Source organism: Ruegeria sp. BE1, assembly GCF_056538885.1.
The window spans coordinates 973,259-1,000,080 of sequence record NZ_JBQFTY010000001.1; the positions used below are offsets into that span (position 1 = coordinate 973,259).

General features: G+C 59.5%; 27 protein-coding genes. 14 read left to right on the forward strand and 13 right to left on the reverse strand.

Annotated elements, in window-relative coordinates:
- Positions 1–3: 3 nt before the first annotated feature.
- The 6 genes from metA to guaA all read right to left on the reverse strand — a co-directional run bounded on the left by metA (position 4) and on the right by guaA (position 6,726).
- Positions 4–942 (reverse strand): homoserine O-acetyltransferase MetA, encoded by a 939-nt coding sequence (gene metA / locus ACR0J5_RS04820; protein ID WP_480650936.1) that lies wholly within the window; start codon positions 940–942, stop codon positions 4–6.
- A 39-nt stretch (positions 943–981) separates the two neighbouring features.
- Complete coding sequence (locus ACR0J5_RS04825) at positions 982–1,854, reverse strand: ATPase (RefSeq protein WP_480650938.1); 873 nt, start codon at positions 1,852–1,854, stop codon at positions 982–984.
- A 49-nt stretch (positions 1,855–1,903) separates the two neighbouring features.
- Positions 1,904–2,800, reverse strand: coding sequence for a DMT family transporter (locus ACR0J5_RS04830; protein ID WP_480650940.1), 897 nt, complete (start codon positions 2,798–2,800; stop codon positions 1,904–1,906).
- 100 nt (positions 2,801–2,900) lie between these two features.
- Positions 2,901–4,043: an OmpP1/FadL family transporter gene (locus ACR0J5_RS04835; protein WP_480650942.1), complete on the reverse strand. Its 1,143-nt coding sequence runs from the start codon at positions 4,041–4,043 to the stop codon at positions 2,901–2,903.
- A gap of 124 nt (positions 4,044–4,167) precedes the next feature.
- Positions 4,168–5,070, reverse strand: a complete 903-nt coding sequence (locus ACR0J5_RS04840; protein WP_480650944.1) for a DMT family transporter — start codon at positions 5,068–5,070, stop codon at positions 4,168–4,170.
- Between the two features lie 96 nt (positions 5,071–5,166).
- Positions 5,167–6,726: a glutamine-hydrolyzing GMP synthase gene (gene guaA / locus ACR0J5_RS04845; RefSeq protein WP_480650946.1), complete on the reverse strand. Its 1,560-nt coding sequence runs from the start codon at positions 6,724–6,726 to the stop codon at positions 5,167–5,169.
- Positions 6,727–6,898: 172 nt separating this feature from the next.
- On the opposite strand from guaA, the gene ACR0J5_RS04850 reads away from it, so the two are divergent.
- Positions 6,899–8,443 carry a trimethylamine methyltransferase family protein gene (locus tag ACR0J5_RS04850; protein ID WP_480650948.1) on the forward strand — a complete coding sequence of 515 codons (1,545 nt, stop codon included), beginning with the start codon at positions 6,899–6,901 and terminating at the stop codon, positions 8,441–8,443.
- Here the strand turns inward: ACR0J5_RS04850 and ACR0J5_RS04855 are convergent, their stop codons facing one another.
- Complete coding sequence (locus ACR0J5_RS04855) at positions 8,444–8,743, reverse strand: DUF6477 family protein (RefSeq protein WP_480650950.1); 300 nt, start codon at positions 8,741–8,743, stop codon at positions 8,444–8,446.
- A gap of 241 nt (positions 8,744–8,984) precedes the next feature.
- Here ACR0J5_RS04855 and ACR0J5_RS04860 point away from each other — a divergent pair, with 241 nt between their 5' ends.
- Both ACR0J5_RS04860 and ACR0J5_RS04865 read left to right on the forward strand, forming a co-directional pair.
- Positions 8,985–10,094 carry a DUF6456 domain-containing protein gene (locus ACR0J5_RS04860; RefSeq protein WP_480650952.1) on the forward strand — a complete coding sequence of 370 codons (1,110 nt, stop codon included), beginning with the start codon at positions 8,985–8,987 and terminating at the stop codon, positions 10,092–10,094.
- Positions 10,095–10,138: 44 nt separating this feature from the next.
- Positions 10,139–11,062 carry a LysR substrate-binding domain-containing protein gene (locus ACR0J5_RS04865; protein WP_480650954.1) on the forward strand — a complete coding sequence of 308 codons (924 nt, stop codon included), beginning with the start codon at positions 10,139–10,141 and terminating at the stop codon, positions 11,060–11,062.
- A 52-nt stretch (positions 11,063–11,114) separates the two neighbouring features.
- Here the strand turns inward: ACR0J5_RS04865 and ACR0J5_RS04870 are convergent, their stop codons facing one another.
- On the reverse strand, positions 11,115–11,663 hold the full coding sequence (locus ACR0J5_RS04870; RefSeq protein WP_480650956.1) for a redoxin family protein: 549 nt from the start codon (positions 11,661–11,663) through the stop codon (positions 11,115–11,117).
- Between the two features lie 263 nt (positions 11,664–11,926).
- Between ACR0J5_RS04870 and lipA the strand changes: the two genes are divergently transcribed.
- Both lipA and ACR0J5_RS04880 read left to right on the forward strand, forming a co-directional pair.
- Positions 11,927–12,877 (forward strand): lipoyl synthase, encoded by a 951-nt coding sequence (gene lipA / locus ACR0J5_RS04875; RefSeq protein ID WP_480650957.1) that lies wholly within the window; start codon positions 11,927–11,929, stop codon positions 12,875–12,877.
- A complete protein-coding gene (locus ACR0J5_RS04880) occupies positions 12,874–14,031 on the forward strand; it encodes an amidohydrolase (RefSeq protein ID WP_480650959.1) in 1,158 nt (385 codons plus the stop codon). Before lipA ends, ACR0J5_RS04880 begins: the two co-directional genes overlap by 4 nt.
- On the opposite strand, the gene hpt is transcribed toward ACR0J5_RS04880, so the two are convergent.
- Positions 14,018–14,560, reverse strand: a complete 543-nt coding sequence (gene hpt, locus ACR0J5_RS04885; protein ID WP_480650961.1) for a hypoxanthine phosphoribosyltransferase — start codon at positions 14,558–14,560, stop codon at positions 14,018–14,020. The two genes, ACR0J5_RS04880 and hpt, sit on opposite strands and share 14 nt — an antisense overlap.
- A 72-nt stretch (positions 14,561–14,632) precedes the next feature.
- Between hpt and ACR0J5_RS04890 the strand changes: the two genes are divergently transcribed.
- Positions 14,633–15,079 carry a type II toxin-antitoxin system RatA family toxin gene (locus ACR0J5_RS04890; RefSeq protein WP_480651439.1) on the forward strand — a complete coding sequence of 149 codons (447 nt, stop codon included), beginning with the start codon at positions 14,633–14,635 and terminating at the stop codon, positions 15,077–15,079.
- 37 nt (positions 15,080–15,116) lie between these two features.
- Positions 15,117–16,412, forward strand: a complete 1,296-nt coding sequence (locus ACR0J5_RS04895) for an MmgE/PrpD family protein (protein ID WP_480650963.1) — start codon at positions 15,117–15,119, stop codon at positions 16,410–16,412.
- Here the strand turns inward: ACR0J5_RS04895 and pyrC are convergent.
- On the reverse strand, positions 16,409–17,446 hold the full coding sequence (gene pyrC / locus ACR0J5_RS04900) for a dihydroorotase (protein ID WP_480650965.1): 1,038 nt from the start codon (positions 17,444–17,446) through the stop codon (positions 16,409–16,411). The genes ACR0J5_RS04895 and pyrC overlap by 4 nt on opposite strands.
- A gap of 135 nt (positions 17,447–17,581) precedes the next feature.
- Here pyrC and ACR0J5_RS04905 point away from each other — a divergent pair, with 135 nt between their 5' ends.
- Positions 17,582–18,490 (forward strand): AAA family ATPase, encoded by a 909-nt coding sequence (locus ACR0J5_RS04905; RefSeq protein ID WP_480650967.1) that lies wholly within the window; start codon positions 17,582–17,584, stop codon positions 18,488–18,490.
- A gap of 58 nt (positions 18,491–18,548) precedes the next feature.
- Positions 18,549–19,805, forward strand: coding sequence for a vWA domain-containing protein (locus tag ACR0J5_RS04910; RefSeq protein WP_480650970.1), 1,257 nt, complete (start codon positions 18,549–18,551; stop codon positions 19,803–19,805).
- On the opposite strand, the gene ACR0J5_RS04915 is transcribed toward ACR0J5_RS04910, so the two are convergent.
- The gene (locus tag ACR0J5_RS04915; RefSeq protein ID WP_480650972.1) at positions 19,806–20,309 is read right to left on the reverse strand and encodes a hypothetical protein; all 504 of its coding nucleotides are present in this window, start codon (positions 20,307–20,309) and stop codon (positions 19,806–19,808) included.
- Positions 20,310–20,525: 216 nt separating this feature from the next.
- Between ACR0J5_RS04915 and ACR0J5_RS04920 the strand changes: the two genes are divergently transcribed.
- Entirely contained in the window at positions 20,526–21,494 is a 969-nt protein-coding gene (locus ACR0J5_RS04920) for an XdhC family protein (protein WP_480650974.1), read from the forward strand.
- On the forward strand, positions 21,491–22,492 hold the full coding sequence (locus ACR0J5_RS04925; protein WP_480650976.1) for a molybdopterin-binding protein: 1,002 nt from the start codon (positions 21,491–21,493) through the stop codon (positions 22,490–22,492). Before ACR0J5_RS04920 ends, ACR0J5_RS04925 begins: the two co-directional genes overlap by 4 nt.
- 82 nt (positions 22,493–22,574) lie before the next feature.
- On the opposite strand, the gene ACR0J5_RS04930 is transcribed toward ACR0J5_RS04925, so the two are convergent.
- Complete coding sequence (locus tag ACR0J5_RS04930) at positions 22,575–23,474, reverse strand: MurR/RpiR family transcriptional regulator (protein ID WP_480650978.1); 900 nt, start codon at positions 23,472–23,474, stop codon at positions 22,575–22,577.
- 96 nt (positions 23,475–23,570) lie between these two features.
- On the opposite strand from ACR0J5_RS04930, the gene ACR0J5_RS04935 reads away from it, so the two are divergent.
- The 3 genes from ACR0J5_RS04935 (at position 23,571) to ACR0J5_RS04945 (ending at position 26,087) form a co-directional block, all read left to right on the forward strand.
- Positions 23,571–24,320 carry a beta-keto acid cleavage family enzyme gene (locus ACR0J5_RS04935; RefSeq protein ID WP_480651441.1) on the forward strand — a complete coding sequence of 250 codons (750 nt, stop codon included), beginning with the start codon at positions 23,571–23,573 and terminating at the stop codon, positions 24,318–24,320.
- Positions 24,317–25,633 carry an aspartate aminotransferase family protein gene (locus tag ACR0J5_RS04940; RefSeq protein WP_480650980.1) on the forward strand — a complete coding sequence of 439 codons (1,317 nt, stop codon included), beginning with the start codon at positions 24,317–24,319 and terminating at the stop codon, positions 25,631–25,633. The genes ACR0J5_RS04935 and ACR0J5_RS04940 overlap by 4 nt, the downstream gene beginning before the upstream one ends.
- 64 nt (positions 25,634–25,697) lie before the next feature.
- On the forward strand, positions 25,698–26,087 hold the full coding sequence (locus ACR0J5_RS04945) for a hypothetical protein (protein WP_480650982.1): 390 nt from the start codon (positions 25,698–25,700) through the stop codon (positions 26,085–26,087).
- Between the two features lie 49 nt (positions 26,088–26,136).
- Here the strand turns inward: ACR0J5_RS04945 and infC are convergent, their stop codons facing one another.
- Positions 26,137–26,727, reverse strand: coding sequence for a translation initiation factor IF-3 (gene infC / locus ACR0J5_RS04950; protein WP_480651443.1), 591 nt, complete (start codon positions 26,725–26,727; stop codon positions 26,137–26,139).
- Between the last annotated feature and the right edge of the window lie 95 nt (positions 26,728–26,822).

Below are 26,822 nucleotides of genomic sequence, written 5' to 3' on the forward strand. Positions count from 1 at the left end.
ATCTCAGGCCCTCAGATCTGTTTTCTCGACCCCGATCCGACGGATGTCATACGGGGTTGTTCCGTAAATTTCGCTGATCCAGTTGCCATAAAGCAGATGCGCATGGCTGCGCCAACGGTTCTGCGGAGTTTGGCTTGGGTCGTCGTCCGGGTAGTAGTTCATCGGCACGTTAATGGGCGTGCCGTTGGCAACGTCGCGATCATATTCCTGTTTCAGCGTGTCGCTGTCATATTCGAAATGGTTGAAGATATAGAGCGCGCGATGCGCCGGATCTTCGACCAGACAGGGGCCGACATCGTCGCTGCCCAGCAGCGTCACCAAACCATTGGCGGCGTCGATTTCGCCTTGTTTCATCTCAGTCCAGCGGCTGACCGGAATTACGCAATCATCCGAGAACCCCCGCAGGAATGGCGAGGCGGGGTCAAGATTGGCATGACGGAAACACCCGAACGCCTTGGCGTCCAGCATGTGCTTTTTGACGCCATGGAAATGGTTGATCATGGCCATACCGCCCCAGCAGACGCCAAAGGTCGAATGCACATTGGTCTGTGTCCATTCAAAAACTTCGCGCAATTCGTCCCAATAGGTGACGTCATCAAACTCCAGATGCTCTATCGGGGCACCGGTGATGATCAGTCCGTCGAACTTCTCGTCCTTTACCTCCTGAAAGGGGCGGTAGAACTCGGCCATATGTGCGGCGGCTGTGTTCTTGGTGCGGTGCTCGGTCATGCGGATCAACGACAGGTCGATCTGCAGCGGCGTCGCTCCAATCAGGCGCGCAAACTGGTTTTCAGTCTGAATCTTCTTGGGCATCAGATTCAGTAACCCGATCCGCAGGGGGCGGATGTCCTGACGCATTGCCTGATCCTCGGCCATGACCGAGACGCCCTCTTTCGAGAGGACATCAAACGCAGGAAGGTCGGCGGGAATCTTGATTGGCATCAGGTGCAAGCCTTTGGAGTTACAGTGTAGAGGCGGAAGTTAAGCGCGGTTGGCGCGGGTCTCAAGGGTGCGCTCGATCAACTCGTCGAAATCCGCGGCGTCACGCACCTTGTGCATGTCGTCCGCGGTGACCGCAACTCCCCAGTTCTCGGCCATCGCCTCATACCGTGGCTGGCGATGCGCCAGCGCCTGCGCATAGGTCCATCGGATAAAGGCGTCTGGATTCACCTCTTCGGCCTGACAGGCGTTCTGGGTCAGATACTCCTCCCAAACGCGTGTCAGGAACTCGGGCTGGTAAGACATCGGTTTTGGGGCCTTGTCAAAGCGGCGGATCAACTCGGCCGTATGATCCTCGTCACCTTGAATCCAGATCATCAGGGCTTGGCGGGACAGCTCTGACAGGACGTGATCTGCGGGATCATTCGGGTCCACCCATTCACAGATCGACCCGCCCGTGTCGCAGATGAAATTTGGGTACTGATACAAACGTTCGGCGCGGTCGATGAAGTATTCGGTGTCCAGCAGCGCGTGTATTTCGGCCAAACGGAACTGTTCCTGACGGCGTCTGTACTCTACCAGATCCAACCCGCCCAGATCGGGGTTTCCTGGCTTACCAAGATAGGCCGCCACCGGCGTCAGGTTCTCGAATGAGATGTTCGAGCCGATATAGATCGAATCCGTCAGAAGCAGATCACGCAGAAACGGGACCTTCATCGCCTCGGCCTTGGCGTTGTCGGCGATGTACTCGCCCATGTACCGTGTGCCGATGCGGTAATCGATCGAATAGTGGAACCAGTCGCCGGAATCGCGCAGTACATTCGAGACATAGGTCTTGCCCAGGCCCGACATGCCGAAGAACAGTACTTTTTTGCGCGCGGCCTCGCGCCAGTCTTTTGCCGAGCTGTAGATCATGATCCGCGGTCCCTTTTTCCGACCTAGCTAAATCGGGCAGAGGACGGCGTCAATTGCGCGGCGCAGCGCGGTTAAGGATCAGCAGCCCCAGTGCCAGAATTGCAAAACCCAGATAAGCCTGCGGCGGCAGAGCTTCATTCCGCAGCAGGGCGCCCAGAATGATCGCGACGGGTGGGATGACCAGGGTGACCAACATCAGATTACCCGCACCTGCCATGGCCAGAACGCGGTAATACAGCAGGTAAGCCCCGGCGGTGGCAATCAGAGAGTAATAGGCAATCGCCCCCCAGGTGATTGGTGAGAGGTCCAGGTTGGGAACCCCGTCTGTCAGTAAGGTCAGGGGCAGGATCAGCAAGGTCGATCCGCTCAGCATACCCGCCGCGGCCACCACGGGCGGCAGATCCGACAAGTAGGCGCGGGCCCATGCTCCGGCCAAAGCGTAAGAGAGGGTTCCGGCAATCACTGCAAGTTGGGCAATGCTTTGAAGGTTGAAATCCGCAAAACTCCGAAGGCCGATGGCGACCGTGACGCCCACAAACCCGAGCGTGACCCCCATCAGCCGCGATGGGCTGAGCCGCTCGTCTTGAAAGAACAGCGCGGCGATGAGCACGCCAAAGATGGCTGTTGCCGCATTGAGGATCGAGGTCAGGCCGACCTCAATATGCAACTGCCCCCACGCCATCAGGGAAAATGGGATTGCGTTGTTCAGCGCGCCCATGATCAGAAAGGCCAGCCATATTCTGGGGCTGCGCGGAACCGGCAGGCGTCGAAACCAGACCACCAGCCAAAGCGCCAGCATTGCCCAGAAGACGCGATGAAATACCGAAGTCATCACCGGAATCTCGTCCAGAGCGATGCGGATCGAGACGAAGGACCCGCCCCAGATCACGCCCAGCAAGACAAGCTCGGCCCAGGCTTTTGGCGTTAGGTGTTTCTGCGTGGTCATAGGGTCTTTTCACATGGCTGGTGAATTTGTTCGACCCGAATCCTGCGCAAAGAAAACCCCGCCGATGGGCGGGGTTTTACAGATGGTATGGGCGTTGGGATCAACCCAGCGAGTAGGTGATCTGCAAACCGACGCTCCAGGCGCTGTTGCCGCTGAATTCGCCACCGGTTGTGGTGGTGGCATCGCCAATATCGGTATAGCGAACGCCGCCCGAAATCTGCGCCTTGTCAATAGTGTACGTTCCGCCGAGACCGACGCTCCAGAAACCGTCCGTCGGGCCGAGGTTCGAAACTTCGGAACCGGTGCTTTTTTCGTAACCAAAAGAGACAGCGCCCGAGAATTCATCCGAGAACTGATAACCCATGCCCAACGTGTAGGTGAATGTGTCATCCTCGAAGTTCACCAGATCGGTGCCGCCGGTCAGAGCCGAGAAAGTCGCAGGCGCAACCGCAGCTTGCGGCCAGTCAACCCAACGGATCGAGCCGAAGACAAGGGTCTTGGGTGCAACACCGGTCTGGAAGTCCAGGTTCACCGATTGCGGCGTTTCGACCTGAGTTGTGCTTTCCTGCGTCACAGGAACCACGCCAGCTGGCGGGGCTCCGGGCGGGACGGGCAGATCAAATCTCTCGGTCGTGCCAAGGTCATGGGTGATCTTGGAGTTGTAGACCAGCGAAACACGTGCCGCGATTTCCGGACGTTCCCATGCCACGCCGACGAGATAGCCAAAATCGATCTCTTGGTCGAAATCAACTTCGTAGCCCGCGACGAACGGCACGGAGACGTTGGCCTCGACCCGCTGACCGCGAATACCGCCGATGGCGCTAAAGCCGTTGCCGACCTTGTAGCGCAACACAGCCGTAAGTGCGTCGATATCTGCATCGGCGCTTAGAACACCGGTGCGGCCGCCAACCGGGGCGAGGGGGTTGATCGACAGAGGGAAGTTAGCCGGATAGGCAATATCCGCGCCGAACGGCTCATCATAGATAAGGGCAAAGTCCAGCTTGTCGTTGAACGCGTGTTTATAGCCCAAGCCCGGCGAGAAAAAGCTCTCGGATACGTCGCCGGATTCGACGCCGTTCTGTTCACCGCTCACATCCGGGGTTGTGTACCCCAGCCGAAGCTGTACGGCCGATCCTTCTTCGAAGATCAGGTTGATGCCTTGGCCGCTGCGGTCAAGACCGCCTGCCACGGCCCCTGTCGCCCCAACACTGAGTGCGCACGCCTGCAATAGCGCTTTTTTCATTGAGTCCTCCCTAACGATGTCCTGTTGGTCAGATCAGTTTATTGAGTGATTGAGATCGACCTGACTGATGGTGCCCGATACTTTCTTAAGCAATAATGAACCGTCAACCGGTGACGGTACGTTATTATTGTTCTGTATCACGGGAACGTGTTGCCAAACTGTTACGGTTCTCGGCGCTAACATTCAGAAAGATACCTGAGAAGATCACGGCAGCGCCCAAAAGCGTCCAGTGGTCCAGTGGCTCGTGATACAGAATCACGCCTACAACGGCGATCGTTGGCAGGCGGGCAAAGTCGAACGGCACCACCACCGTTGCGGGCGCAATGGCCAGCGCGTTGGTGATACAGTAATGCGCCAGCAAACCAGCCAGACCTACGAGCAGCAGAAATGGCGCCGTTGCCGCCGTTGGCAACGTGATCTGGCCGTCGATCCCGGCGGCGATCAGGCCCAGGACGGCTTGCATCACCGTCAGCCAGAACATGATGCAGCCGATGCTTGCGAAATGGGTCAATTTCTTGGTGGAGATCGTGGTCAGCGCGAAGAAAACAGCTGAAAGCGCAGCGGCCAGAACTCCGGCGTTCATCGGCACCGCGCCGGGGCGGGCCACGATCAATATCCCTGCAAAACCAATCAGCGCGGACATAACGCGCACTGTTGTCAGCCGCTCTCCCAACAGCAGCGGAGACAGCAGGATCACCCAGATGGGTTGCGTGAATTCCAGCGCAAAAACCTGCGCCAGCGGGATGATCGACACCGCATAGAACCACAGGTTCTGACCGGTGAAGTGCACAAGGTTCCGAACGCCGTGCAGACCCAGTCGATAGGTCGAAACCTGCGCCCATTTGCCTGTCACCGTCAGAATTGCCGCCACAACACAGATGCCGACGAGGCTGCGGAAGAACATGATCTCGAACGTGTCATGGGTCACGCTCAGTTCCCGGCCTGCGACAGCCATCGAGGAAAATGAGGCGATGGCTCCCGTCATCCAAAGCGCGGCCTTGCCGATCTGAGGTCTGCTGCTGTCCATTTACCTGCCTGCGGGAATCGCGGTTTCTGACATGAAACCTATGGGTTTCTGGGCAGAGTTAAACAAAAAAGCCGGGACAGAGCCCGGCTTTGAAGGTTATTCCCACTCGATCGTTCCGGGGGGTTTTGAGGTGATGTCATATGTGCAGCGGTTGATGCCCTTGACCTCATTGATGATCCGCGTGGCAGTTTCGCCGAGGAATTCATGGGTGAAAGGGTAGTAATCGGCGGTCATGCCATCGACCGAGGTCACGGCCCGCAGCGCGCAGGCGTAATCATAGGTCCGCCCGTCACCCATCACACCGACGGTGCGCACAGGCAGGATGGCCACGAAGGCTTGCCAGATGTCATCATAAAGCCCGTGCTTGCGAATCTGGTCGATATAGACCGCGTCGGCCTCGCGCAGAATCTCAAGCTTTTCGCGGGTGATCTCACCGGGGCAGCGGATCGCCAGACCGGGGCCGGGGAAGGGGTGGCGTCCGATGAAACTCTGCGGCAGGCCCAGTTCGCGGCCCAAGGCGCGGACCTCGTCCTTGAACAGCTCACGCAGGGGTTCGACCAGTTTCAGGCCCATCTTTTCGGGCAGGCCACCCACATTGTGGTGCGACTTGATGGTGACCGACGGGCCGCCCGAGAACGAAACCGATTCGATCACGTCAGGATAGAGCGTGCCCTGCGCCAGAAACTCGGCCCCATCGATGGTGTCGGCGTGTTTCTGGAACACGTCGATGAATAGCTTGCCGATGATCTTGCGCTTGGTCTCGGGGTCGGATTGGCCCTCCAACTCACCCAGGAACAGCGCGCTTTCATCCGCGTGGATCAGTTGGATGTTGTAGTTGTCGCGGAACATGCCGACAACTTCTTCGGCCTCGTTCTTGCGCAGCAGCCCGTGGTCGACGAACACACAGGTCAGCTGATCACCGATTGCCTCATGGATCAGAATTGCCGCGACCGAGCTGTCGACACCGCCGGACAGGCCGCAGATGACCTTTTTGTCGCCCACCTGTTCGCGGATTTTCTCAATCATCTGTTCGCGATAGGCGCCCATGGTCCAGTCGCCGCTGAACCCGGCCAGCTTTACGAAATTCTCATACAGTTTCGCGCCTTTGGGGGTGTGGTGCACCTCGGGGTGGAATTGTACCGCATAGAAATGTCGACCGGGGTCGCCCGTGATGGCAAAGGGCGCGTTCGGAGAGGTCCCGAACACCTCAAACCCCGGGGCGATTTCGCTGACATGGTCGCCGTGGCTCATCCAGACCTGCTCGTCCCCCTCGGCAAACCAGCCGTCCAGAATATCCAGCTGACCCTTGGGCGTGACAAAGGCGCGTCCGAACTCGGCGGTGCCGTGGCCGCTTTCGACCTTGCCGCCCAATTGGTGCATCATCACTTGCTGGCCGTAGCAAATGCCCAGAATCGGCGCGCCGTAGTCGAAAATCTCTTGCGGCGCGCGGGGCGATCCCTCACGCGTCACGCTGTCCGGCCCGCCCGAGAAGATCACGGCCTTGGGCGCCATCTGGCGCACAAAGTCCATCGTGACATTCTGATAGGGGTGGATTTCGCAATAGACGTTCAGCTCGCGCAGGCGGCGGGCGATCAGCTGCGTTACCTGGCTGCCGAAGTCGATGATCAGAAGGCGGTCATGGGTGTCTTGGGTCATGGGTGGCTATTATGGCGCAAGCCGTGCATGTGCAAGAGTTATGACGCGAGGGCCTGACGTTGAGAGGCGGGCGAATGTCGCTTTTTCTCCGATAGCGCCGTTATCCAGATGCTGGCGCGCTTTTGTGTCCTGTAACACGGCTGGTGAACCTAGAAACAGACGGGAGATCTCAATGTCTGAGGCAAACGCCCGGCGTCGGTCAAGGGGTGGCGGTGGCGCTGCTCGCCGCGCTGAACGCACCGCAGTGCGTATCGAGACAGCAAAGTATATCGAGCGGAACATTCCGAACTTTGAAGTTCTGAATGAAGAAGCGTTGCAGATCATCGAAGCGAATGCGGAAACGATTCTGGCCGAGGTCGGTGTCAACTTCGTCGACAATCCGGCAGCTCTGGAACGCTGGAAAAACGCCGGTGCCGATGTGGATAGCGAGCGGGTGCGCATCCCGCGTGGTCTGGCGCGCGAGCTGATCAAAACGGCCCCCAGCGAATTCACCCAGCACGCCCGTAATCCGGAAAAGTCGGTTGTGATCGGCGGTCGAAACATGGTTCTGGCCCCCGTCTACGGCCCGCCTTTCGTGCGCGATGCGCAAGGTGGCCGCCGCTATGCGACCATGGACGATTTCAACAAGTTCGTGAAACTGGCCTATATGTCCAAATGGCTGCACCACTCGGGCGGGACGGTTTGTGAACCCACGGATATCCCGGTGAACAAGCGTCACCTGGATATGCTGATGGCGCATATGACCCTGTCGGACAAACCGTTCATGGGCTCGGTCACCGATCCCAGCCGCGCGCAGGATTCGGTTGAAATGTGCGAGATTCTGTTCGGCAAAGAGTTCGTGCAGGAAAACACTGTCATGACTTCGCTGACCAACATCAACTCGCCGATGACCTTCGACGATGTGATGATGGGCGCGCTGGAAGTGTATGCGGCCAACAATCAGGCCTGCATCATTTCGCCCTTTATCGTCGGCGGTGCGATGGCTCCGGTTTCGGTTGCGGGTACGCTGACACAGGTTCTGGCCGAAGTTCTGGCCGGTGTCGCATACAGCCAAATCGTTCGTCCGGGAGCGCCCGCGATTTTTGGTGCGTTTGTGTCGTCGATCGACATGAACTCGGGCGCGCCGACCTTTGGTACGCCCGAAGCGTCGATGGTCACCTACGGCGCGGGTCAGCTGGCGCGGCGTCTGAACCTGCCGTTCCGCTCGGCCGGGTCGTTCTGCGGCTCGAAACTGCCGGATGCACAGGCAGCGTACGAGACTGCGAACTCGCTGAACATGGGTCTTATGTCAGGCGTGAACTTCATGTTGCACTCGTGCGGCTGGCTGGAAGGCGGTCTGGTGGCTGACTTTGAAAAGTTCGTCATGGATGCCGACCAGTTGGGCGTCCTGCACGGTCTGGCCAAAGGCGTGGCTTATGACGAGAACGCGCAAGCGATGGACGCGATCCGCGAGGTTGGGCCCGGTGGCCACTATCTGGGATGTGCCCACACACAGGCGAACTTTAAAGAAGCCTTCTGGAAGAGCGAGATGCTCGACTACAAACCCTTTGAAACATGGGTTGATGAAGGTGAGCGTGACACACGGCAGCTGGCCTCGGCCCGGGTCGAGCATCTGCTGGCCAACTACCAGCAACCGCAGCTCGATCCCGGCATCCACGCGGCTCTGACCGAATATGTCGAGAAGAAAAAGGCCTCCATGCCGGATGCCTTTACCTGATCAATGAATCTGCGGGGCGCGGCTGGCCTGATACAGCTGCGCCTCACCCAGCAACGCGATTAACAGGTCCAGGTGACGGACCAGGGAATAGGCGGCGTCTTCGGCCAGTCGCTGCGCGTTAACCTCTCGCTCCATCTCCAATAACCGAACCAGGGCCGCACCGGTTCCGGGCAACGCGCCATATCCCAAAATGCGTTGCAGATGGCGTTCCCGATCATAATCCTGAACTCCGTGTTTTGCGGTCCGGGCCAGCAGGCGGGGACGGCGGAGTGTGGTAATCATGGTCATGAGATCCTGCATTTTCTTGGTTTCCTTGATCGAATGGAAGTTGCCCTTTTGTGGCACAACCTACGCGGGCGTTGCCTTGATCAAGATCGCCCCGAACTCTGACTTCATGAGTGTTTATGATTTTGAACCAAATCTGGTTCTTACCTCTGCGGGTTAACGAACGAGTAACGAAAGCAACTCTAGTTAGAATTGGTTAACGAACTCATCAGGGGCGTTTGAGAACAGAGTGTTGTGGCGACAAGGGCAAGGAACTATGGAAAATAACATGGCTTTCACCATTCCGGCTTGGGTACCTGAAGGGGCGCAGAGGTATCTGGCCCATACCGAAACCGGGCGGTCGATCCGCGACATTGCGCGATCTGCCGGATGCCATGCGTCCACCATACTCAGACAGATCAGACGTATCGAAACACGGCGGGATGACCCGTTGGTGGACGCTGCGCTGCAGTCTCTGGCAGAAACGCATTTTGCGGATACGGATCGCTTTTCGGATTTTGCGTCATCGCGTTTCACGGATGAGGACGCGGCGGCAAAGGATGATGTGTTCAACAGCGAGGCGCTGCGAATTCTGCGCCGTCTGTGTGAAACCGGGTCCGTTCTCGCAGTGGCCGAGGAAATGGACAAAGCTGTTGTCGTTCGAGACAGCGGCGACAGCGCAGCGACCCGGACGGCGGTTGTGGATTGTGCCATCGCGCAGGCGCTGGCGTTGAATGACTGGATATCCTGCGACAAGCCAGGCCGAATTTCCCGGTATCGTATATCAGCCTCTGGTCGGACAGCCCTCAGCCGGTTGATTGCCGAGGCCGAAAACAAGGCACGCGAACGCAATGAGTTCGGAATGGCCGAGGCGCAGGCCCCGTTTCAATCCCAGATGAGGTCGGGGCAGGGCGACAGCCCAAAAACCGACCGGCCACGGCGCATTCGATACAGCGCCGCCGAAAGCCCGCTGATCGCACTGGCGCGTCGGCGTGACCGGGACGGCAAGCCGTTTCTGGATGAAACGCTCGTGGCCGCAGGTGAGCGTTTGCGCGAGGATTTCGAACTGGCGCAAATCGGGCCTCAGGTGGCGCAGAACTGGGATCACTTCTTGACCGCTGGGGGGCGCGGCAGCTTTAAGACCGAGTCCTTCGGCGGGCAGGGCGCGTCGGACGCGAGGGATCGTGTCGAGAGCGCCTTGTCCGACCTCGGCCCTGGTCTCAGCGATGTGGCTTTGCGTTGCTGCTGTTATCTCGAAGGCCTGGAATTGGCGGAAAAGCGGATGGGATGGTCGGCCCGTTCGGGTAAGATCGTCCTGCGGATCGCATTGCAGCGGCTGAAACGGCACTACGAAGCCCAGTCCGAGCGCAATCGCATGATCGGTTGATATGTTTATCTTGCGTATGTGGAGGTAAGTGATAGTCAGGGGTTATGAATTTCACCCTTAGACAATTGCAGTATTTCGCCGCCGTCGCCGAACAGCGGAACTTTGGCCGGGCTGCGCAGAAATGCCATGTTTCGCAGCCTGCCTTGTCCGTGCAGATCAAGGCGCTGGAAGACAGTTTGGGCGGGCCTTTGTTCGAACGTCAGGCGCGGGATATTCTGCTGACCCCTCTGGGGCGCGACGTTCTGGGATTTGCCCGCGAAATTCTGGGGGCATCTGACAGGTTGGATCAATTCGCCCGGGATCGGTCGGGTGGTCACAGGTCGCTGTCGATTGGAATCATTCCGACAATTGCACCCTATTTGCTGCCGGGCGTCCTGGCCGGGCTCAGGACATCTGACGTCTCGCTGCGGGTCCAGATACGCGAGGCACGGACCGAGCGACTATTGGACATGCTGCGCGTGGGTGAGATTGACGCCGGTGTCATGGCCTTGCCGTCCGGGGGGCGCGAGTTGTTTGAGCTGCCCTTGTTTCAGGATCGGTTTCTATTGGCTGGCAGCTCTGCGCGCTTGAGAGGAATGGCTTCAAATCCCCAGGCGCTTCACCCGCTGGATCTGAAGACGACGCAGTTGATGCTGTTGGATGACGGGCACTGCCTGACCGATCAGGCGCTGGAAGTGTGCGGCCAGGATCGCAGTAGCGGTTTGATCAATATGGGGGCGTCGTCGCTGGCGACGCTGTCGCGATTGGTGGCCGAAGGGTTTGGCGTCACGTTGATGCCTGAACTGGCGGCACGCGCGGAATCCGACGCCGTGCAGGGGCTTGAGTTGATGCGATTCAGCGCGCCGCAACCCGCCCGAACAGTTGGTCTGGTACGCCGCGCCTCCACCAGCCCGGACAATTGGTTCGATGAATTGGCCGAAGTGATCCGCCGGGTTGGCGAAGAGATCGTCTCAGCCACGCGCGCCTGACACGAAAAAGGCCCGCGCATGGCGGGCCTTTGAATGGGAATGACGATATCTGTTAGGCCAGAGCGGGCTCTTTCGCCTCGTCCAGATGTTTCTTCAGGTTTTCCGGCGACGACACGCCATAAGGATCCTCGGGGCAGTTATCCATCAGGCCGGGTTCTTCGAACCACGCTTCGACTACGCCGTCGGTGATGATCGCCGCATAGCGCCACGACCGCATGCCGAATCCCAGATTGTCCTTGTCGACAAGCATGCCCATCTTACGAGTGAACTCACCCGACCCATCGGGGATGACCTTAACGTTCTGCAGACCCTGATCCTGTGCCCATTTGTTCATCACAAAGCTGTCGTTGACCGACATGCAGTAGATGTCATCAATGCCCTTGTCCTTGAATTCAGCATAGCCGTTTTCAAATCCGGGCAGCTGATAGGTTGAGCACGTGGGCGTGAACGCACCGGGCAGCGAAAACAGGATCACGCGCTTGCCAGCAAAGTAGTCTGCGGTGGTTTTGTCTTCCCAGCGGAACGGGTTGGGGCCGTCGATGGCCTCATCGCGCACACGGGTGTGGAAGGTGACATCAGGCAGTTTAGTCCCGGACTTCATATTCAAATTCCTGTGATTCATACGTGAACTCTCGCGGCTTTAAAACAGTTCTAAATTGGCTTCAATGCGAATAATTCGGTGATCTGAAAAACTTCTGAATGCCACTTAAGACTATGGTTTTCTTTGGGTTCAGGGCGAAATATTCCATGTTTTTCTGCACTTGCATACTGCGCTGTTATGGCAGCTATGCATGGGTGGCGTAGCTTGGACCTGCAGTTTATATTATGTGGAAGCAAAGTGACCCAAAGTCAGGAAAGCCGACCGTGCGTGATCTGAAGATCCCCGAACAAAGACATCCCGAAAAAGCGCATCGTCAGGACAATGCGCAACCAAAAAAGCCGAAATGGATTCGCGTCAAGGCTCCGGGCGGGAAAGGGTATGCCGATACCCACAAGATCATGCGCGAGAACAATCTGGTGACTGTCTGCGAAGAGGCCGGGTGCCCCAACGTGGGCGAATGCTGGAGCCAGGGCCACGCCACCATGATGATCATGGGCGAGATTTGTACCCGCGGTTGTACCTTCTGCAACATCGCCACAGGCCGACCGGATGATCTGGACGCGTTTGAGCCGGGCCGGGTTGCCCACGCAGTGCAGAAGCTGGGGCTGAACCATGTGGTCATTACTTCGGTAGACCGCGATGACCTGAAAGATGGCGGGGCCGAGCATTTCGCCCAGACCATTCGCGCGGTCCGTCACCGCTCACCCAAGACAACGATCGAAATTCTGACGCCTGATTTTTTGAAATGCGACCCGTCGGTTCTCGAAGTTGTGGTCGAAGCGAAGCCGGACGTGTTTAACCACAACCTTGAAACTGTTCCGGGCCTTTATCCCGAAGTGCGTCCCGGTGCGCGCTATTTCCACTCTCTGCGCTTGTTGCAACGGGTCAAAGAGATGGACCCGTCGATCTTCACCAAATCGGGTATCATGGTCGGCCTTGGCGAAGATGAACAGCAGGTGCGTCAGGTCATGGACGACATGCGCGCGGCTGATATCGATTTCCTGACCATCGGTCAGTATTTGCAACCCACTCCAAAGCACCACGGTGTCCATCGTTTCGTAACGCCCGAAGAATTCGCCTCTTACGAAAAGGCGGCCTATGGCAAAGGGTTCCTGATGGTGTCGGCAACTCCGTTGACGCGTTCGTCTTATCACGCGGGCGATGACTTTGCCCGCCTGCGTGACGCGCGCCAGAAAAAGCTGGAGCAGGGGTGACACCCGATACGCTGGCGCGGCTGACCCGGCTGCGCCACGACTTGCACCAATATCCCGAAGTTTCGGGGCAAGAGACCGAAACAGCTGCTCGGATCGCGGATGAACTGCGCGCGCGTGGTGCGGATCGCGTGCTAACCGGGATCGGCGGGAACGGCGTTGCTGCGATTTTCGACAGCGGGCAGTCCGGGCCGACCGTAGGCATCCGGTGTGAGCTTGACGGGCTGCCGATTCAGGAGCTGTCCGATGCAGCATATGCCTCGCGCGTGCCGGGCAAGGGGCATCTGTGTGGTCATGACGGTCATATGGTGATGGTTCTGGGCGTGGCAGAGCATCTGGCGCAGTCCCGTCCTGATGCGGGCCGCGTGGTGTTGATCTTTCAGCCCGCCGAGGAAACGGGCCAGGGCGCAATTGCGTTTCGGAATGATGCTCAATTCGCGAGTATTGCGCCTGATTATGTGTTTTCTCTGCACAATTTACCGGGGCTGGCGCGGGGCGAGGTCTCTTTGTGCAAGGGCGCAACCAACTGCGCGTCGCGCGGGATGAAAATTGCTCTGACCGGCAAGACATCCCATGCTGCCGCGCCGCAGGATGGGATTTCTCCGGCTGGCGCGCTGGCTGTTTTGATGCCTCAATTGGCGGGTTTGGGGCAGGGCGGTACTTTGGATGCCGAATTCGCCCTGACCACCGTCACACATGCCAATCTGGGCGAGCCAACGTTCGGCGTGACTCCGGGCCGGGCTGAGCTGTGGGTGACCCTGCGCACAGTGGCCGACGCGCGTATGCAGCGCCTGATGCAAGAGGCCGAGGCCCTGGTCGCTCAGGCCGCATCGGCCCATGGGTTGGGGGTTGAGATCAGCTATGAGGATGTGTTCGAAGCCTGCACAAACGACCCCGAAGCCGTTGAAGTCTTGCGGCAATCCTGTGATCAGGCGGGCATCAAATATACGCTGACGCCCAACCCGCAGAAATTCTCAGAGGATTTCGGGCAGTTCGGCAAAGGGGCCAAATCGGCGATGTTCTGGCTGGGGTCCGGCGCAGGTCATCCGCAGTTGCACAACCCCGACTATGACTTTCCCGATGCCTTGATCCCGGTCGGAACCGGGATTTTCCTTGCGGCGATCCAGCAGGTTCTGGGGCCGTTTACCCCTCGGTAAAGCGCACCTTGCCGATGAAGGGCAGGTTGCGGTTGCGCTGTGCAAAGTCGATCCCGTAACCCACGACAAATTCATCCGGAATCTCGAACCCGATCCAGTCAGAGCGGAAATCAACCTCGCGCCGGCTGGGTTTGTCCAGCAGGGCGATGGATTTCAGCCGTGCGGGTTTGCGGCTGCGCAACAGCTTGGTGACGTGGTTCAGCGTGTGGCCGGTGTCGACGATATCTTCGACCACCAGCACGTCACGCCCTTCAATCGCGCCGCGCAAGTCTTTGAGAATACGCACCTCTCGGCTACTTTCCATCGCATCTCCGTAAGATGACGCCTCAAGGAAATCGACCTCGATCGGCAGGTCAAGCTCGCGCACCAGGTCGGCGATAAAGACGAAGCTGCCGCGCAGCAGGCCGACCACAACCAGCTTGTCGGTATTGCCAAACTCGCGCGTGATCTCGCGGCACAGCTCCTCGATCCGCGCGGCGATGGCCTTGGCCGAGATCATCTCATCTATCACATATGCGCGGTCCGTCATTGCATCCCCCTTGATCTTTGGCGCGCAACATACGACATGACGCGCTATTGTCACCTGCAAATACCGGACGCCATGCCCACTCATTCGGAAACCCGCCACCTGCCGTATACAGCGCAGCAGATGTACGACCTGATCGCGGATGTGGCCAAATACCCCGAGTTTCTGCCTTGGTGTGCCGCCGCCCGTATCCGCCGGACCTACGCCGCCGGTGAGGCGCAGGTGATGGAGGCGGATCTGGTGATCTCGTTCAAGGTTTTCCGCGAACGGTTCGGCAGCCGCGTGACCCTGTTCCCCGATCAGATGAAGATCGACACCGAATATCTGGACGGCCCGTTCAAATACATGAAATCCGACTGGCAGTTTGAAGACGCGCCCGAGGGTGGGTGTAACGTGTCCTTCCACGTGGATTTCGAATTCAAAAACGCCATCCTGCAAGGCATCATCGGCGTCGTCTTCAATGAGGCAATGCACCGGATCGTCCAGGCGTTCGAGACACGCGCCGCGGATTTGTACAGCTAAGGCTTTACCCGCAAACGGTGCACGCTAGACTGCGCGCATGAGCGATTTTTCTTCTTCCTTGGCTGCATTTGCGGCTGGCCCTGTTGAGACGACCAAGCAGGCGCGGATCGTCACCTCTCTGTCCGTTCTGGATTGGATAGCGGTCGGGCGCGCGGGCGTGGATGAGCCTGTGGCTCATGCGGTACGTGATCTGGTTCTAGGCGAGGCAGGGGCCGCTCAGGCCCACCTGTTTGGCGGGGGTGCCGCCCCTTTACGCGGCGCAGCGCTGGTCAATGGCACCGTGTCCCACGCGCTGGATTATGACGACACGCATTTTGCCCATATCGGCCACCCGTCGGTCGCCATCCTGCCCGCCGCCCTTGCGCTGAGCGAATGGGACGATCGTATCCTTGTCGATTTTCTTGAGGCTGCCTTGGTTGGGATGGAGGTTTCGATCCGTGTGGGCCTGTGGCTGGGGCGCGATCACTATCAGGCGGGGTTTCACCAGACAGCCACCGCTGGCGCCTTTGGGGCCGCCGTCGCAGCAGGGCGCATTCTGCGCTTTGACGTGGCAAAGATGCGCAAGGTGTTGGGCCTGACGGCGACACGCGCCGCCGGGCTCAAGGCGCAGTTCGGCACGATGGGCAAACCCTACAACGCGGGGCTTGCAGCCTCGGCCGGGGTCGAGGCCGCCTTGCTGATCGCCAAAGGGTTTGAGCCCAATATGGACGCGCTGGAAGGGCCCTATGGGTTTGGCGCGACACATCAGGGCGAAGGGGACGCCCAGACCGCCTTTGCGGGGTTGGGCGAGGAATGGCTGTTCGAAACTGTCAGCCACAAGTTTCATGCCTGCTGCCACGGCCTGCATGCCGCGCTTGAGGCCGCACGTGAATTGGACATTGCCGAACCCGAAGTGGCCGAGATCAAAATCAAAACCCATCCCCGCTGGATGAGCGTCTGCAATCAGACCTCTCCGACCACCGGACTGGGGGCCAAATTCTCATATCGGACCGTGATTGCGATGCAGGCGCTGGGGTACGATACGGCGCTGCCCACCAGCTATTCCGATAAAACCTGCGCCGACCCGCGTGTGCAATCCCTGCGGGATCGGGTTGTGGTTGAAGCGGATGAGAGCCTGTCGGAAACGCAGGCCCATCTGTCCCTGCTGCGCCGTGACGGTGCGCGGCCCGAGGCGACGCATGATCTGCTGGCTCCGATGCCGTTGTCAGACCGAGAGGATCGCGTGCGCGGCAAAGCATCCAAACTGATCGGCGGCGATACAGCGGACGCGATCTGGTCGATGCTGCGCACCGGAGGCCGCGCCCGTGATTTGTCAAAAATGCTGGCGGGTTAGGCCACGCGCCAGTGCAACGGGAACCCGGGGTCGAATACGGTGACAGGGCCGTCATCGGTTTCGATCTTGTCGGGATAATCCACCACATCCCCTTTGATCAGGGTGATCATCTCTTCGTTCACCGGCAGGCGATAGAATTGCGGACCGTGCACCGATGCAAAGCCTTCCAGCTTGTCCAGCGCATCCTCACGTTCGAACATTTCCGCCAAAAGTGACATCGTGTTCGTGGCCGTGAAACAGCCCGCACAGCCGCAGGGCAACAGCTTGTTTTCATCCGTATGCGGCGCGCTGTCCGTGCCCAGGAAATACCGCGCATCGCCCGAGGTCGCAGCGGCCAGCAGGGCCAGGCGATGCTCCTCGCGCTTGGCGACGGGCAGGCAATAGTAATGCGGCTTGATGCCGCCTGCCAGAATATGGTTGCGGTTGATGATCAGATGGTGCGTCGTGATGGTCGCGCCCAGATCGCTGTCATTGGCTTTGACGTAATCGACGCCGTTCTTGGTGGTGATGTGCTCCATCACCACGCGCAGGCCGGGTGTGGCCTTGCGGATCGGGTCCAGAACGCGGTCGATAAACACGGCCTCGCGGTCAAAGATGTCGATATCGGCATCCGTGACCTCTCCGTGGACACACATGGGCAAGCCGATCTCGGCCATCTTCTCAAGCACAGGGCGCACCTTGTCGAAATCGCGCACGCCCGAGGCCGAGTTTGTCGTCGCCCCCGCCGGATACAGCTTGACCGCCTTGACCAGACCGCTGGCATGGGCGGCTGCCACGTCCTCGGGATCGGTGTCCTCGGTCAGATACAGGGTCATCAGCGGCTCGAACGTCATGCCGTCGGGCAGGGCGGCCATGATCCGGTCGCGATAGGCGGCGGCCTGATCGCCGCGCACGACTGGCGGTACAAGGTTCGGCATGATGATCGCACGGGCAAAATGGCGCGCGGTTTCGGGCAGGACGGCCTGCAACATCGCGCCATCGCGCAGATGCAGATGCCAGTCGTCGGGGCGGCGGATCGTGATGCTATCGGTCATGCGCCCCCGCTAGCACAGAGGCCGCGCCCGGAAAAGACCTTGTCAACACGTCGGAACGTCGTAGGTCACATTGGGCGCGTGGCCTTGACGCAAAGGCTCGGCCATGACCTTTTGAGGCCAAGGAGAGATTTGCCCATGACCCAGCCCACATCCATCGACGCCGTTCAAACCATGCTGGGCGCGCAAGGCTATGTCTGCGGGCGGGCGCTGGCCACGGTGGTGTTCCTGTCGCTGAAACTGGGCCGTCCCCTGTTTCTGGAAGGTGAGGCTGGCGTCGGCAAGACCGAGATCGCCAAGGCGTTGGCCGCAGGCCTGAACCGCCGACTGATCCGGCTGCAGTGTTATGAAGGGCTGGATGCGTCCTCGGCCGTCTATGAATGGAACTTCCCGGCGCAAATGGTGGCCATCCGCACCGCCGAAGCCTCAGGCGGTGCCGAACGCGGCGCGCTGCAAACCGAGCTTTTTTCGGACGACTACCTGATCGAACGCCCGCTGCTGCAGGCGATGCGCCCGGACGCCCACGGCGCGCCCGTTCTGCTGATTGATGAGCTTGACCGCACCGACGAACCGTTTGAAGCTTTCCTGCTCGAAGCGCTCAGCGATTTCCAGGTCACGATCCCCGAACTTGGCACCGTCAAAGCACCCGAGCCGCCCATCGTCATCGTCACCTCAAACCGCACGCGCGAGGTGCATGACGCCCTTAAGCGCCGCTGCCTCTACCACTGGGTCGACTACCCCGATTTTGACCGTGAGATCGAAATCCTGAACGCCCGCGCGCCCGAAGCGGCGCAGGCGCTCAGCCGCGAAGTGGTGGCCTTTGTCCAACACCTGCGCACCGAAGACCTGTTCAAGAAACCCGGCGTTGCCGAAACTATCGACTGGGCCAAATGCCTGCTGGCACTGGACGTGATCAACCTCAGCCCCGAAGTGATCGGCGACACGCTTGGCGCAATCCTGAAATACCAGGACGACATCCAGAAACTGCAAGGATCCGAGGCCAAACGCATTCTGGACGAAGCCAAAGCCACCTTAGAACCGGCCTGATGCTTCTTCTTGTTGGAAATACGGCGGGGGTATGGGGGCAGCGCCCCCATGACAGGTAATGGCAGAACAACTCCCACTCGATATCCCCGACAACCCGAAACTGGCACAAAACATCACTCATTTCGCCCGCGCATTGCGCAAGGCGGGCTTGCCAATCGGAACGGGCCGTGTCGTCGATGCGATCCGCGCTGTACAGGCCGCCGGGTTCTCGGAAAAGCGGGATTTCTACTGGACGCTGCACGCCTGTTTCGTGAACCGGCCCGAACATCGGACGGTCTTTGCGCAGGTCTTCCGCATGTATTGGCGCGATCCGCGTTACATGGAACATATGATGGCCATGATGCTGCCTGCCATCCGCGGCGTGCAGGAGGATCGCAAAGCCGAGGCCGGGGAAAAACGCGCAGCCGAGGCTCTGTTGGATGGTGTGCAGCACGACCCGCCGGACATAACAGAATCAGAGGAAGATACCGAGCTTGAGATTGATGCTTCGCAAACTGCATCGACCGAGGAACGCCTGCGCAGCCTTGATTTCGAACAGATGAGCACGGCCGAGATCGCCCTGGCAAAACGCATGCTGGCGCGGATGACTCTGCCGGTGAAACCCATTGAATCGCGGCGGGGTCAGCCCAGCCATCTTGGGCAGCGCATAGACCGGGCCAGAACCCTGCGCGCCGCCATGCGGCAGGGCGGAGAGCTGCACGAAATTGCCCGGCAAAAGCCCAGACACCGCTGGCCAAATCTGGTGGTGCTGTGTGACATCTCAGGTTCGATGAGCCAATACAGCCGGATCATCCTGCATTTCCTGCACACGGTCTCCAACGCCAAGGGCGCAGGATGGGCCAAAGTCCATGCCTTTACCTTCGGCACGCGCCTGACCAATATCACCCGCCACCTGCAACAGCGCGATGTGGATGCCGCACTGGCCGCAGCCGGGGCCGAGGCGCAGGATTGGGAGGGCGGCACACGGATCGGGGAATGCCTGCATGCGTTCAACCGGGATTGGTCGCGGCGTGTCATGGGACAGGGGGCGGTGGTCCTGCTGATCTCGGACGGGCTGGATCGTGGAGAGCCCGAAGCGCTTGGAAAAGAGATGGAGCGGCTGCACCTCTCTGCCCGTCGCCTGATCTGGCTGAACCCGCTGCTGCGCTGGGATGGGTTCGCGCCCAAGGCACAAGGCGTCGCGGCCATGCTGCCGCATGTGGACAGCTTCCGCGCGGGTCACTCAATCGCGTCGCTGGAGGACCTGGCCAATGTCATCTCAAAACCAGATGACGTGGGAGAGAAAGCGCGGCTGATGACCGCGCTTTCGGGCTGATCAGCCGTCCAGTTGTTCCTGATTGCACTTCCGCGCCATTTCCATGGCCTTGAAGGTGCCGGTCAGGTCGACGGTGAAGGCGAATTCCTTTTCAGGAAAAACAACCATGACTTTTTGTTTTGCAATGTCTTCGGCAAATTGCGGATCGTCGGACAGGACATAGCCGCCGGAATACCCTTTGGTGATGTTGCCCTTCATGCCGGTGGCTTCACCCACATAGATGTTGTCGCCCAGCAGAATCGCCACGCCTTCGGTCTCGCCACGTTTGATGTCGGTCTTGGCCTTGGTGAAGACGCCGACATAGCCCACTCCGCGGTCTTCGGTCAGGCCCATCTGCACAACGTTTTCCGAGTCGTCCACAGCCTCGATCAGGCAGGATTTCTTGTCTTGATCAATGAAGACCTTCCATCCCTCAACTTCGCCATACCGCAGGAAAGTGTCGGCGCTGACGGCCGTCGACGCCAATAGTCCAAAGCTCACTCCCAGTGTAAAAATGCGTTTCAACTCTTTGTCTCCTTTGTAAAAATGAAACATGCGCATTTGCGAATGTTGCAATTGCGCGTGTAGGCTAGAATCGGGTCGGAAGACAATCAATGCCAGACGCAAATACCGGAATTCCGGGCCAAATTGCGCCGATCTGCCTGCCGGTGCGGGATTATGACTTCCTTTTATTCCGTTCAAACCTGCCTATGTTGGTCGAAACGACTTCGGGAGGGGTCAATGGACAGATTCGACAGCAGCCCAGAAACCGCGTTGCGCTGGTTTGATGCGGGCAAGCCAACGGCCTTGGCCACCGTGGTGCAGACCTGGGGCAGTGCCCCGCGCCGGGTGGGGGCGCAGCTTGTGATCGGCGGCGATGGCCGGATCGAAGGGTCGGTCTCGGGCGGATGTGTCGAAGGGGCTGTCGTGGTCGAGGCGCTTGAGGCGATCGACGAAGGCGATGCCCGACTGCTGGAATTCGGCGTCAGTGACGAGGACGCCTTTGCCGTTGGTCTGGCCTGCGGCGGCACGATCCGCGTTTTGGTCGAACCCGTGGGCAAAGTGCTGCCCGAACCCATGCTGCGCGAACTGGTCGAGGCCCGCGCCAACCGTGAACCCATCGCCTATGAGGTCAATATCGAAACCGGCCACCGCGCGCTGCGGCGCAATGCCTACCCCGAGCGGTTGCGCATGGACAAATCCGGGTTCGAGGACGACGGGCAGACCTTTGTCGCCGTCCACAACCCGCCGCTACGGTTGATCATCGTTGGTGCGGTACACATCGCGCAGGCGCTGGTGCCTATGGCACGGATCGCGGGCTATGACCCGGCTATCATCGATCCGCGCGATGCGTTCGCCTCGGATGCGCGCTTTCCGGGCGAAAAGATTCTGACGGACTGGCCGGATGAGGCCGTTGCGAAACTCGGGATGGATTCGCGCACGGCGGTAGTTCTGCTGACCCATGATCCCAAACTGGACGACCCCGCGCTTGAGGCCGCGTTGCAGGCCGGGGTGTTCTATATCGGCGCGCTTGGTTCGACCCGCACCCACGCCAAGCGGGTCGACCGGATGAAAGGGGCAGGGTTTACCGACGACCAGATTGCGCGCATCCATGGCCCCATCGGTCTGGATATTGGTGCAACTGGCCCCTCTGAAATCGCGGTGGCCATTCTGGCGCAAATGACCGCCGTTCTGAGGGGCAAAGCGTGAAGTTCGGCGAAGTTCCCGTCGATGAAGCCGAAGGCGCGATTCTGGCGCATTCCGTGCAGGCCGGCGACACCAAGCTGCGCAAAGGTCTGACGCTGACGCCCGATCATCTGCAGGCGCTGACAGAGGCCGGGCACAGCGCAGTGACCGTGGCGCGTCTGGACCCCGGCGATTGTCATGAGGATGAGGCCGCCGGGCTGTTGGCTGCCGCTCTGGTCCCCGATGCCCAAGAGGCCGCTTTGCGGGTGACACAGGCTTTTACCGGGCGCGTGAACCTGTTGGCGGACAGGCCGGGCATCGCCATTCTGGACGTCGCAGCGCTTGAGGCGTTTAATCAGGTCAATCCCATGATCACTGTGGCGACGGTGCCGCAATATCAGCAGATGACCGCCGGAGGCATGGTCGCAACCATCAAGGTGATTTCCTATGCCGTGCCGGGCGCGGATGTAGAACAGGTCGCGCAGCTTGCGCATGACGCGATCCGTCTTCGTCCCCCGATTTATCGGACCGCGGGTCTGGTTGTGACGGACATCCCCGGTGGGCCTCCGAACGAAAAGGGCATCGCAGCCATTCGGGGTCGGGTCGAAGCGTTGGGGATGGAATTGACGGATGTGCGTGTCGTACCGCACCAGACCGATGCGCTGTCCCAGGCCGTCAGTGAAATCGGTGGCGAGTTACGGATGATCCTGACCGGCTCGGCCACCTCGGATGTGTCGGATGTTGCGCCCGAGGCCGTGCGGCAGGCAGGCGGGCAAGTGGATCGCTTTGGGATGCCTGTTGACCCCGGCAACCTGTTGTTTCTGGGGTCATTGGGTCAGACGCCGGTCATTGGACTGCCAGGCTGTGCACGTTCTCCGGCGTTGAACGGGGCTGATTGGGTCTTGTCCCGCGTTGCCTGCGGGATCGAGACGACCGGGGCGGATATTGCTGCCATGGGCGTTGGCGGGCTTTTGAAAGAAATCCCGACACGGCCTCAACCCAGGGCATCGCGCACGCGGTAATCAGAGCGCAAGGGTTAACTCCGCCGTCGAAGCCTGTTCACAAACGCTCCTACCCTGCATTCGCAGAGACCGGGTGCTTTTGTTACGTCCGGCGCAGCCTTGGGGGTTTCGAGGGCTGCCAATAAGCGCCTGTATCCTCGCGGGCCTTTTGGTAGGCGTCAGTTCTTTGCCGGGCGGTGTCGCCTCCGGCGTCGAACAGATGGCCCAGCAGGCATTCCAGAACGGCCATCGCGCCGGTATAGCAGGCAAACGGATGCAGGGCGCGGGTGCTGACGGCGAAGGCCACGTCGGGTTCCACACCGGGCGCGATCACGTCGCTGTCTGAAATCAGGATCAGCCGCATCCCGCGCTGTTTGGCAAAGCGCATCGACTGGATCGTGTCGGCGGAATAGGGGTGGACGGTGATGGCGACCAGACAGTCCTGCGCGTCGGCATCCAGCAGGTCGTCCGTTGCTGATCCGACATGGCGCGGAATAAGCTGTATGCCAGGAAAAGCCATACGGCCGGTGTAGGAAAAATAATAGGCCAGGGCATAGCTTGCACGCGTCGCTGTCACAAAGCATCGGTGTGAGGATGTGATGTGCTGGACCGCCGCGCGCACCTGTTCAGGCTTCATCAGGCGAAGGGATCGCGTGACCACGTTTTGTTCATTCTGGGCCAATTTGGCCTGAGTCTGGTGAAAGGCATCTTCTCCCTGCAGAGAAGTCATCCAATCCTGACCAAGCCCAATTTCGCGGTCTGTGACCAGCGCGGTGCGGAAGGGCGCGCGGAAGGCTTCGAAACTGCCGAAACCCAGACGTTGCGCCAAGCGCACCAGCACGTTTGAGCTGACACCTATGCGGGCAGCGGTCGTTCGGATCGGGTTCAGGCCGAAATCCCCGGGATGATCGATGACGTATTTCGCGGCGGCCTGCAGGGCCGGAGGCATCTGAGCGATGCCTTGCCGCAATCGATCCGTGATTTGGTTTGGTGTGGTCTTCATCTGCACAGAAAAACAAATGTTTTGAAGAAGGCAACTTAAAAACACTGCACAGCTGGTTAAATAGCGGGCGAGACAAGAGGTACGCGAATGGCTGACATGAATCGCCCCTATGTTCTGGTGGCTCCGAATGGTGCACGTCGAGGTGTGTCAGATCACCCGGCATTGCCGGTCTCCGTGGACCAGATCGTGGCCACCGCACTTGCCTGTTTTGACGCAGGTGTAGACGGGCTGCATTTGCATGTGCGGGACAATGCCGGTCAGCATTCATTGGATGCTGGGCGATACCGAGAGGCTCTTGCGGCGCTTGGGGAAACTGTACCGGGGATGGATGTGCAGATTACCACGGAATCGGCGGGTATGTTCGATGTACCGGCCCAGCTTGGGTGCCTTGAAAGGGTGCGGCCCGAATGGGCGTCGGTTTCCGTTCGTGAAATAGCGCGGGTGCCCGAACTGGCCCCTAAGGTCTACGGTCTTTGCGCCGAACAGGGGACGCGGGTTCAGCACATCCTTTATAATGCGGACGACGCGGCCTTGCTGAAACAATGGCAGGATTCGGGAATTGTATGCGCGGGGCAGGTTGAGCGGATTCTGGTGCTGGGCCGGTATGCGTCCGGTCAGCAATCCGCGCCGCAGGATTTGGACCAGTTTCCGCAAGATACTGCGCCTTGGATGATCTGTGCCTTTGGCGCGCAGGAACATGCCTGTTTGCTTCATGCTGCTGCACGCGGCGGCGATGTGCGGGTCGGGTTTGAAAACAGCCTGACGGATGAAGCTGGGACCCTTTGGAAAGACAATGCCGCGTCTGTCGCCGCGTTGGTTGCAAAATTGCAAGGAGCAGTCAAATGAGTCACGTATTTCCACGCCACACCAAATCCGATCTGCCTGTCGCGGCGGGCGGGGACGGCTGTTACCTGATCGATGCGCAGGGGCGGCGTTATCTGGATTGTGGTGATGCGGCTGTCTCGTGTCTGGGTCATTCCAACCCGTCCGTCATACGCGCGGTGCAAGAGCAGGTGGAAAAGATTGCCTTTGCGCATTCCGGGTTCATGACCTCGGAACCGGCCGAGGCGCTGGCGGATCTGTTGGTGAAACACGCGCCGGGGGATCTGGACCGGGTGTATTTCGTCTCGGGTGGGTCCGAGGCGACCGAGGCTGCGATCAAACTGGCGCGGCAGTATTTTCTTGAGGTCGGTCAGCCGGACCGCCGCCACGTGATTGCCCGGCGGCAGAGCTATCATGGGAACACGCTGGGCGCTTTGTCGGCTGGTGGCAACGCGTGGCGGCGGGCGCAGTTTGCGCCGATGCTGATCGACATGACCCATATCGCGCCCTGTTATGAATATGCCGAGAAGCCTGATGGCGAAAGCACCCATGACTACGGTCAACGCGTCGCCAATGAGCTTGAGGCCGAGATTCTGCGCTTGGGCCCGGATACCGTGATGGCCTTTATCGCCGAGCCCGTCGTGGGCGCGACCCTTGGTGCGGTGGCCGCGGTCGATGGCTATTTCAAACGTATTCGCGAGATTTGCGATCAGTATGGCGTGTTGCTGATCCTTGATGAGGTGATGTGCGGCATGGGGCGGACGGGGCATCTGTTTGCCTGTGACCATGATGGGGTCGCGCCGGATATTCTGTGTATCGCCAAAGGGTTGGGGGCAGGGTATCAGCCTATTGGCGCGATGATGTGCGCCAGTGAAATTTACGATGCGATCCGCGACGGGTCGGGGTTCTTTCAGCACGGCCACACCTATATTGGCCACCCGGTCGCCACAGCCGCTGCGTTGGCCGTGGTGGGGGAACTCACTGAACGTGCTCTGCCGGACCGGGCCCGCGTCATGGGGGACAAGGTGCATACGGCTCTTGAGGCCACCTTTGGCCAACATCCCAATGTCGGTGATTTGCGCGGGCGCGGGTTGTTTCGAGGGATCGAGTTGGTGGCTGATCGCGGGACGAAGGCTCCGTTCGATCCGGCGCTTGGAGTTGCGGGCAAGATCAAAAAAGCCGCCTTGGCCGAAGGTCTGATTTGCTACCCGATGTCCGGAACGCGCGATGGGCGACGGGGGGATCACATCCTGCTGGCACCGCCTTTCATCATCGACGACACGCAGGTTGACGAAATGGTTGGCAAACTGGACACGGCGATCCGGTCCGTGATCTGAGAAACTTGCGGACAGGCTTTGTGTTTGCGATCAATACGGTACACCAAGAAAAGGGGCCGACCGCATGATCACGGATATCTGGACGAGTTTTCGGGCCCTCCCGCTGTGGGTGCAGGTTTGGGTCGCCGTGATCCTGGTGCCTGTCAACCTTGCGCCTGTCGCGTTTCTGGGCCAGCCGAACGCGGATATCATCGCACTGTTCTCGATCGGGGGGATGGCGCTGAACCTGCCGATCATGATCGCCGCGCGGGGGATGAGCAAAGCCATGGCCATACCGCATTTGCTGTTGTGGGGACCGATGATTGCCATCGTGGGGATCACGCTGACCGGCGCGCCCATTTTGCCGCAAAGCTATGTCACCTTTTTGATCATCCTGCTGATCGTCGACCTGATTTCGTTGGGCTTCGACTTCAACGACGCCCTCCAATGGCGGAAAGAACGGCGGGCAAAATAAAAGCCCCCCCGGGCAGAGGAGGCTTAAAGCTGTTCAACTTTTGCCGATCTTACTTCTGCGGCAGAGGTCCGATCATCATGATCATCTGACGGCCTTCCATCTTGGGCATGTTTTCAATCTTGCCCAGTTCTTTGATGTCCTCGGCCACGCGTTCCAGCAGCTCGCGCCCAAGGTTCTGGTGGGCCATCTCGCGGCCACGGAAGCGCAGAGTCACTTTTACCTTGTCGCCATTCTCAAGAAACTTGAACACGTTGCGCATCTTGACGTCATAGTCGTGCGTGTCGGTGTTGGGCCGGAACTTGACCTCTTTCACCTCGATGATCTTTTGTTTCTTGCGGGCTTCGCTTTCGCGTTTCTGCTGTTCGTACTTGAACTTGCCGAAATCCATGATTTTGCAGACTGGCGGGTTCGCGTTGGGCGAAATCTCAACCAGATCGAGACCGACATCGGCGGCCATCTGCATGGCTTTGGCGGGATGAACCACCCCGACGTTTTCACCTTCGGCGCCGATCAGGCGAATTTCGGGGGCACGGATCTTTTCATTGACGCGCGGGCCAGTGTCTCTCTGCGGCGGCGCGTTGTGAGGTCTGCGGGCTATGGGTTCATTCCTTTGATGATTGCAGAAATTCGAGCCCGAAATTTAGACCGCCCTGCGTGTTGATTCAAGCGTGATCAACGCCGAAACCGCTGAAATCCGCAGGTTTTGCAGCAGGTTTATGCCCGGGCCGCAGTCTG

Bases quoted from the DNA above. Each gene is read 5' to 3' on its own strand.
- ACR0J5_RS04890 (WP_480651439.1), top strand. From the start codon at position 14,633: ATGCCCACTCATTCGGAAACCCGCCACCTGCCGTATACAGCGCAGCAG.
- ACR0J5_RS04850 (WP_480650948.1), top strand. From the start codon at position 6,899: ATGTCTGAGGCAAACGCCCGGCGTCGGTCAAGGGGTGGCGGTGGCGCT.
- ACR0J5_RS04860 (WP_480650952.1), top strand. From the start codon at position 8,985: ATGGAAAATAACATGGCTTTCACCATTCCGGCTTGGGTACCTGAAGGG.
- ACR0J5_RS04930 (WP_480650978.1), bottom strand. From the start codon at position 23,474: ATGAAGACCACACCAAACCAAATCACGGATCGATTGCGGCAAGGCATC.
- ACR0J5_RS04945 (WP_480650982.1), top strand. From the start codon at position 25,698: ATGATCACGGATATCTGGACGAGTTTTCGGGCCCTCCCGCTGTGGGTG.
- metA (WP_480650936.1), bottom strand. From the start codon at position 942: ATGCCAATCAAGATTCCCGCCGACCTTCCTGCGTTTGATGTCCTCTCG.
- pyrC (WP_480650965.1), bottom strand. From the start codon at position 17,446: ATGACCGATAGCATCACGATCCGCCGCCCCGACGACTGGCATCTGCAT.
- ACR0J5_RS04855 (WP_480650950.1), bottom strand. From the start codon at position 8,743: ATGCAGGATCTCATGACCATGATTACCACACTCCGCCGTCCCCGCCTG.
- ACR0J5_RS04840 (WP_480650944.1), bottom strand. From the start codon at position 5,070: ATGGACAGCAGCAGACCTCAGATCGGCAAGGCCGCGCTTTGGATGACG.
- ACR0J5_RS04835 (WP_480650942.1), bottom strand. From the start codon at position 4,043: ATGAAAAAAGCGCTATTGCAGGCGTGCGCACTCAGTGTTGGGGCGACA.
- ACR0J5_RS04895 (WP_480650963.1), top strand. From the start codon at position 15,117: ATGAGCGATTTTTCTTCTTCCTTGGCTGCATTTGCGGCTGGCCCTGTT.
- guaA (WP_480650946.1), bottom strand. From the start codon at position 6,726: ATGACCCAAGACACCCATGACCGCCTTCTGATCATCGACTTCGGCAGC.
- ACR0J5_RS04865 (WP_480650954.1), top strand. From the start codon at position 10,139: ATGAATTTCACCCTTAGACAATTGCAGTATTTCGCCGCCGTCGCCGAA.
- ACR0J5_RS04910 (WP_480650970.1), top strand. From the start codon at position 18,549: ATGGCAGAACAACTCCCACTCGATATCCCCGACAACCCGAAACTGGCA.
- ACR0J5_RS04940 (WP_480650980.1), top strand. From the start codon at position 24,317: ATGAGTCACGTATTTCCACGCCACACCAAATCCGATCTGCCTGTCGCG.
- ACR0J5_RS04920 (WP_480650974.1), top strand. From the start codon at position 20,526: ATGGACAGATTCGACAGCAGCCCAGAAACCGCGTTGCGCTGGTTTGAT.
- ACR0J5_RS04870 (WP_480650956.1), bottom strand. From the start codon at position 11,663: ATGAAGTCCGGGACTAAACTGCCTGATGTCACCTTCCACACCCGTGTG.
- ACR0J5_RS04825 (WP_480650938.1), bottom strand. From the start codon at position 1,854: ATGATCTACAGCTCGGCAAAAGACTGGCGCGAGGCCGCGCGCAAAAAA.
- ACR0J5_RS04905 (WP_480650967.1), top strand. From the start codon at position 17,582: ATGACCCAGCCCACATCCATCGACGCCGTTCAAACCATGCTGGGCGCG.
- hpt (WP_480650961.1), bottom strand. From the start codon at position 14,560: ATGACGGACCGCGCATATGTGATAGATGAGATGATCTCGGCCAAGGCC.
- ACR0J5_RS04935 (WP_480651441.1), top strand. From the start codon at position 23,571: ATGAATCGCCCCTATGTTCTGGTGGCTCCGAATGGTGCACGTCGAGGT.
- ACR0J5_RS04830 (WP_480650940.1), bottom strand. From the start codon at position 2,800: ATGACCACGCAGAAACACCTAACGCCAAAAGCCTGGGCCGAGCTTGTC.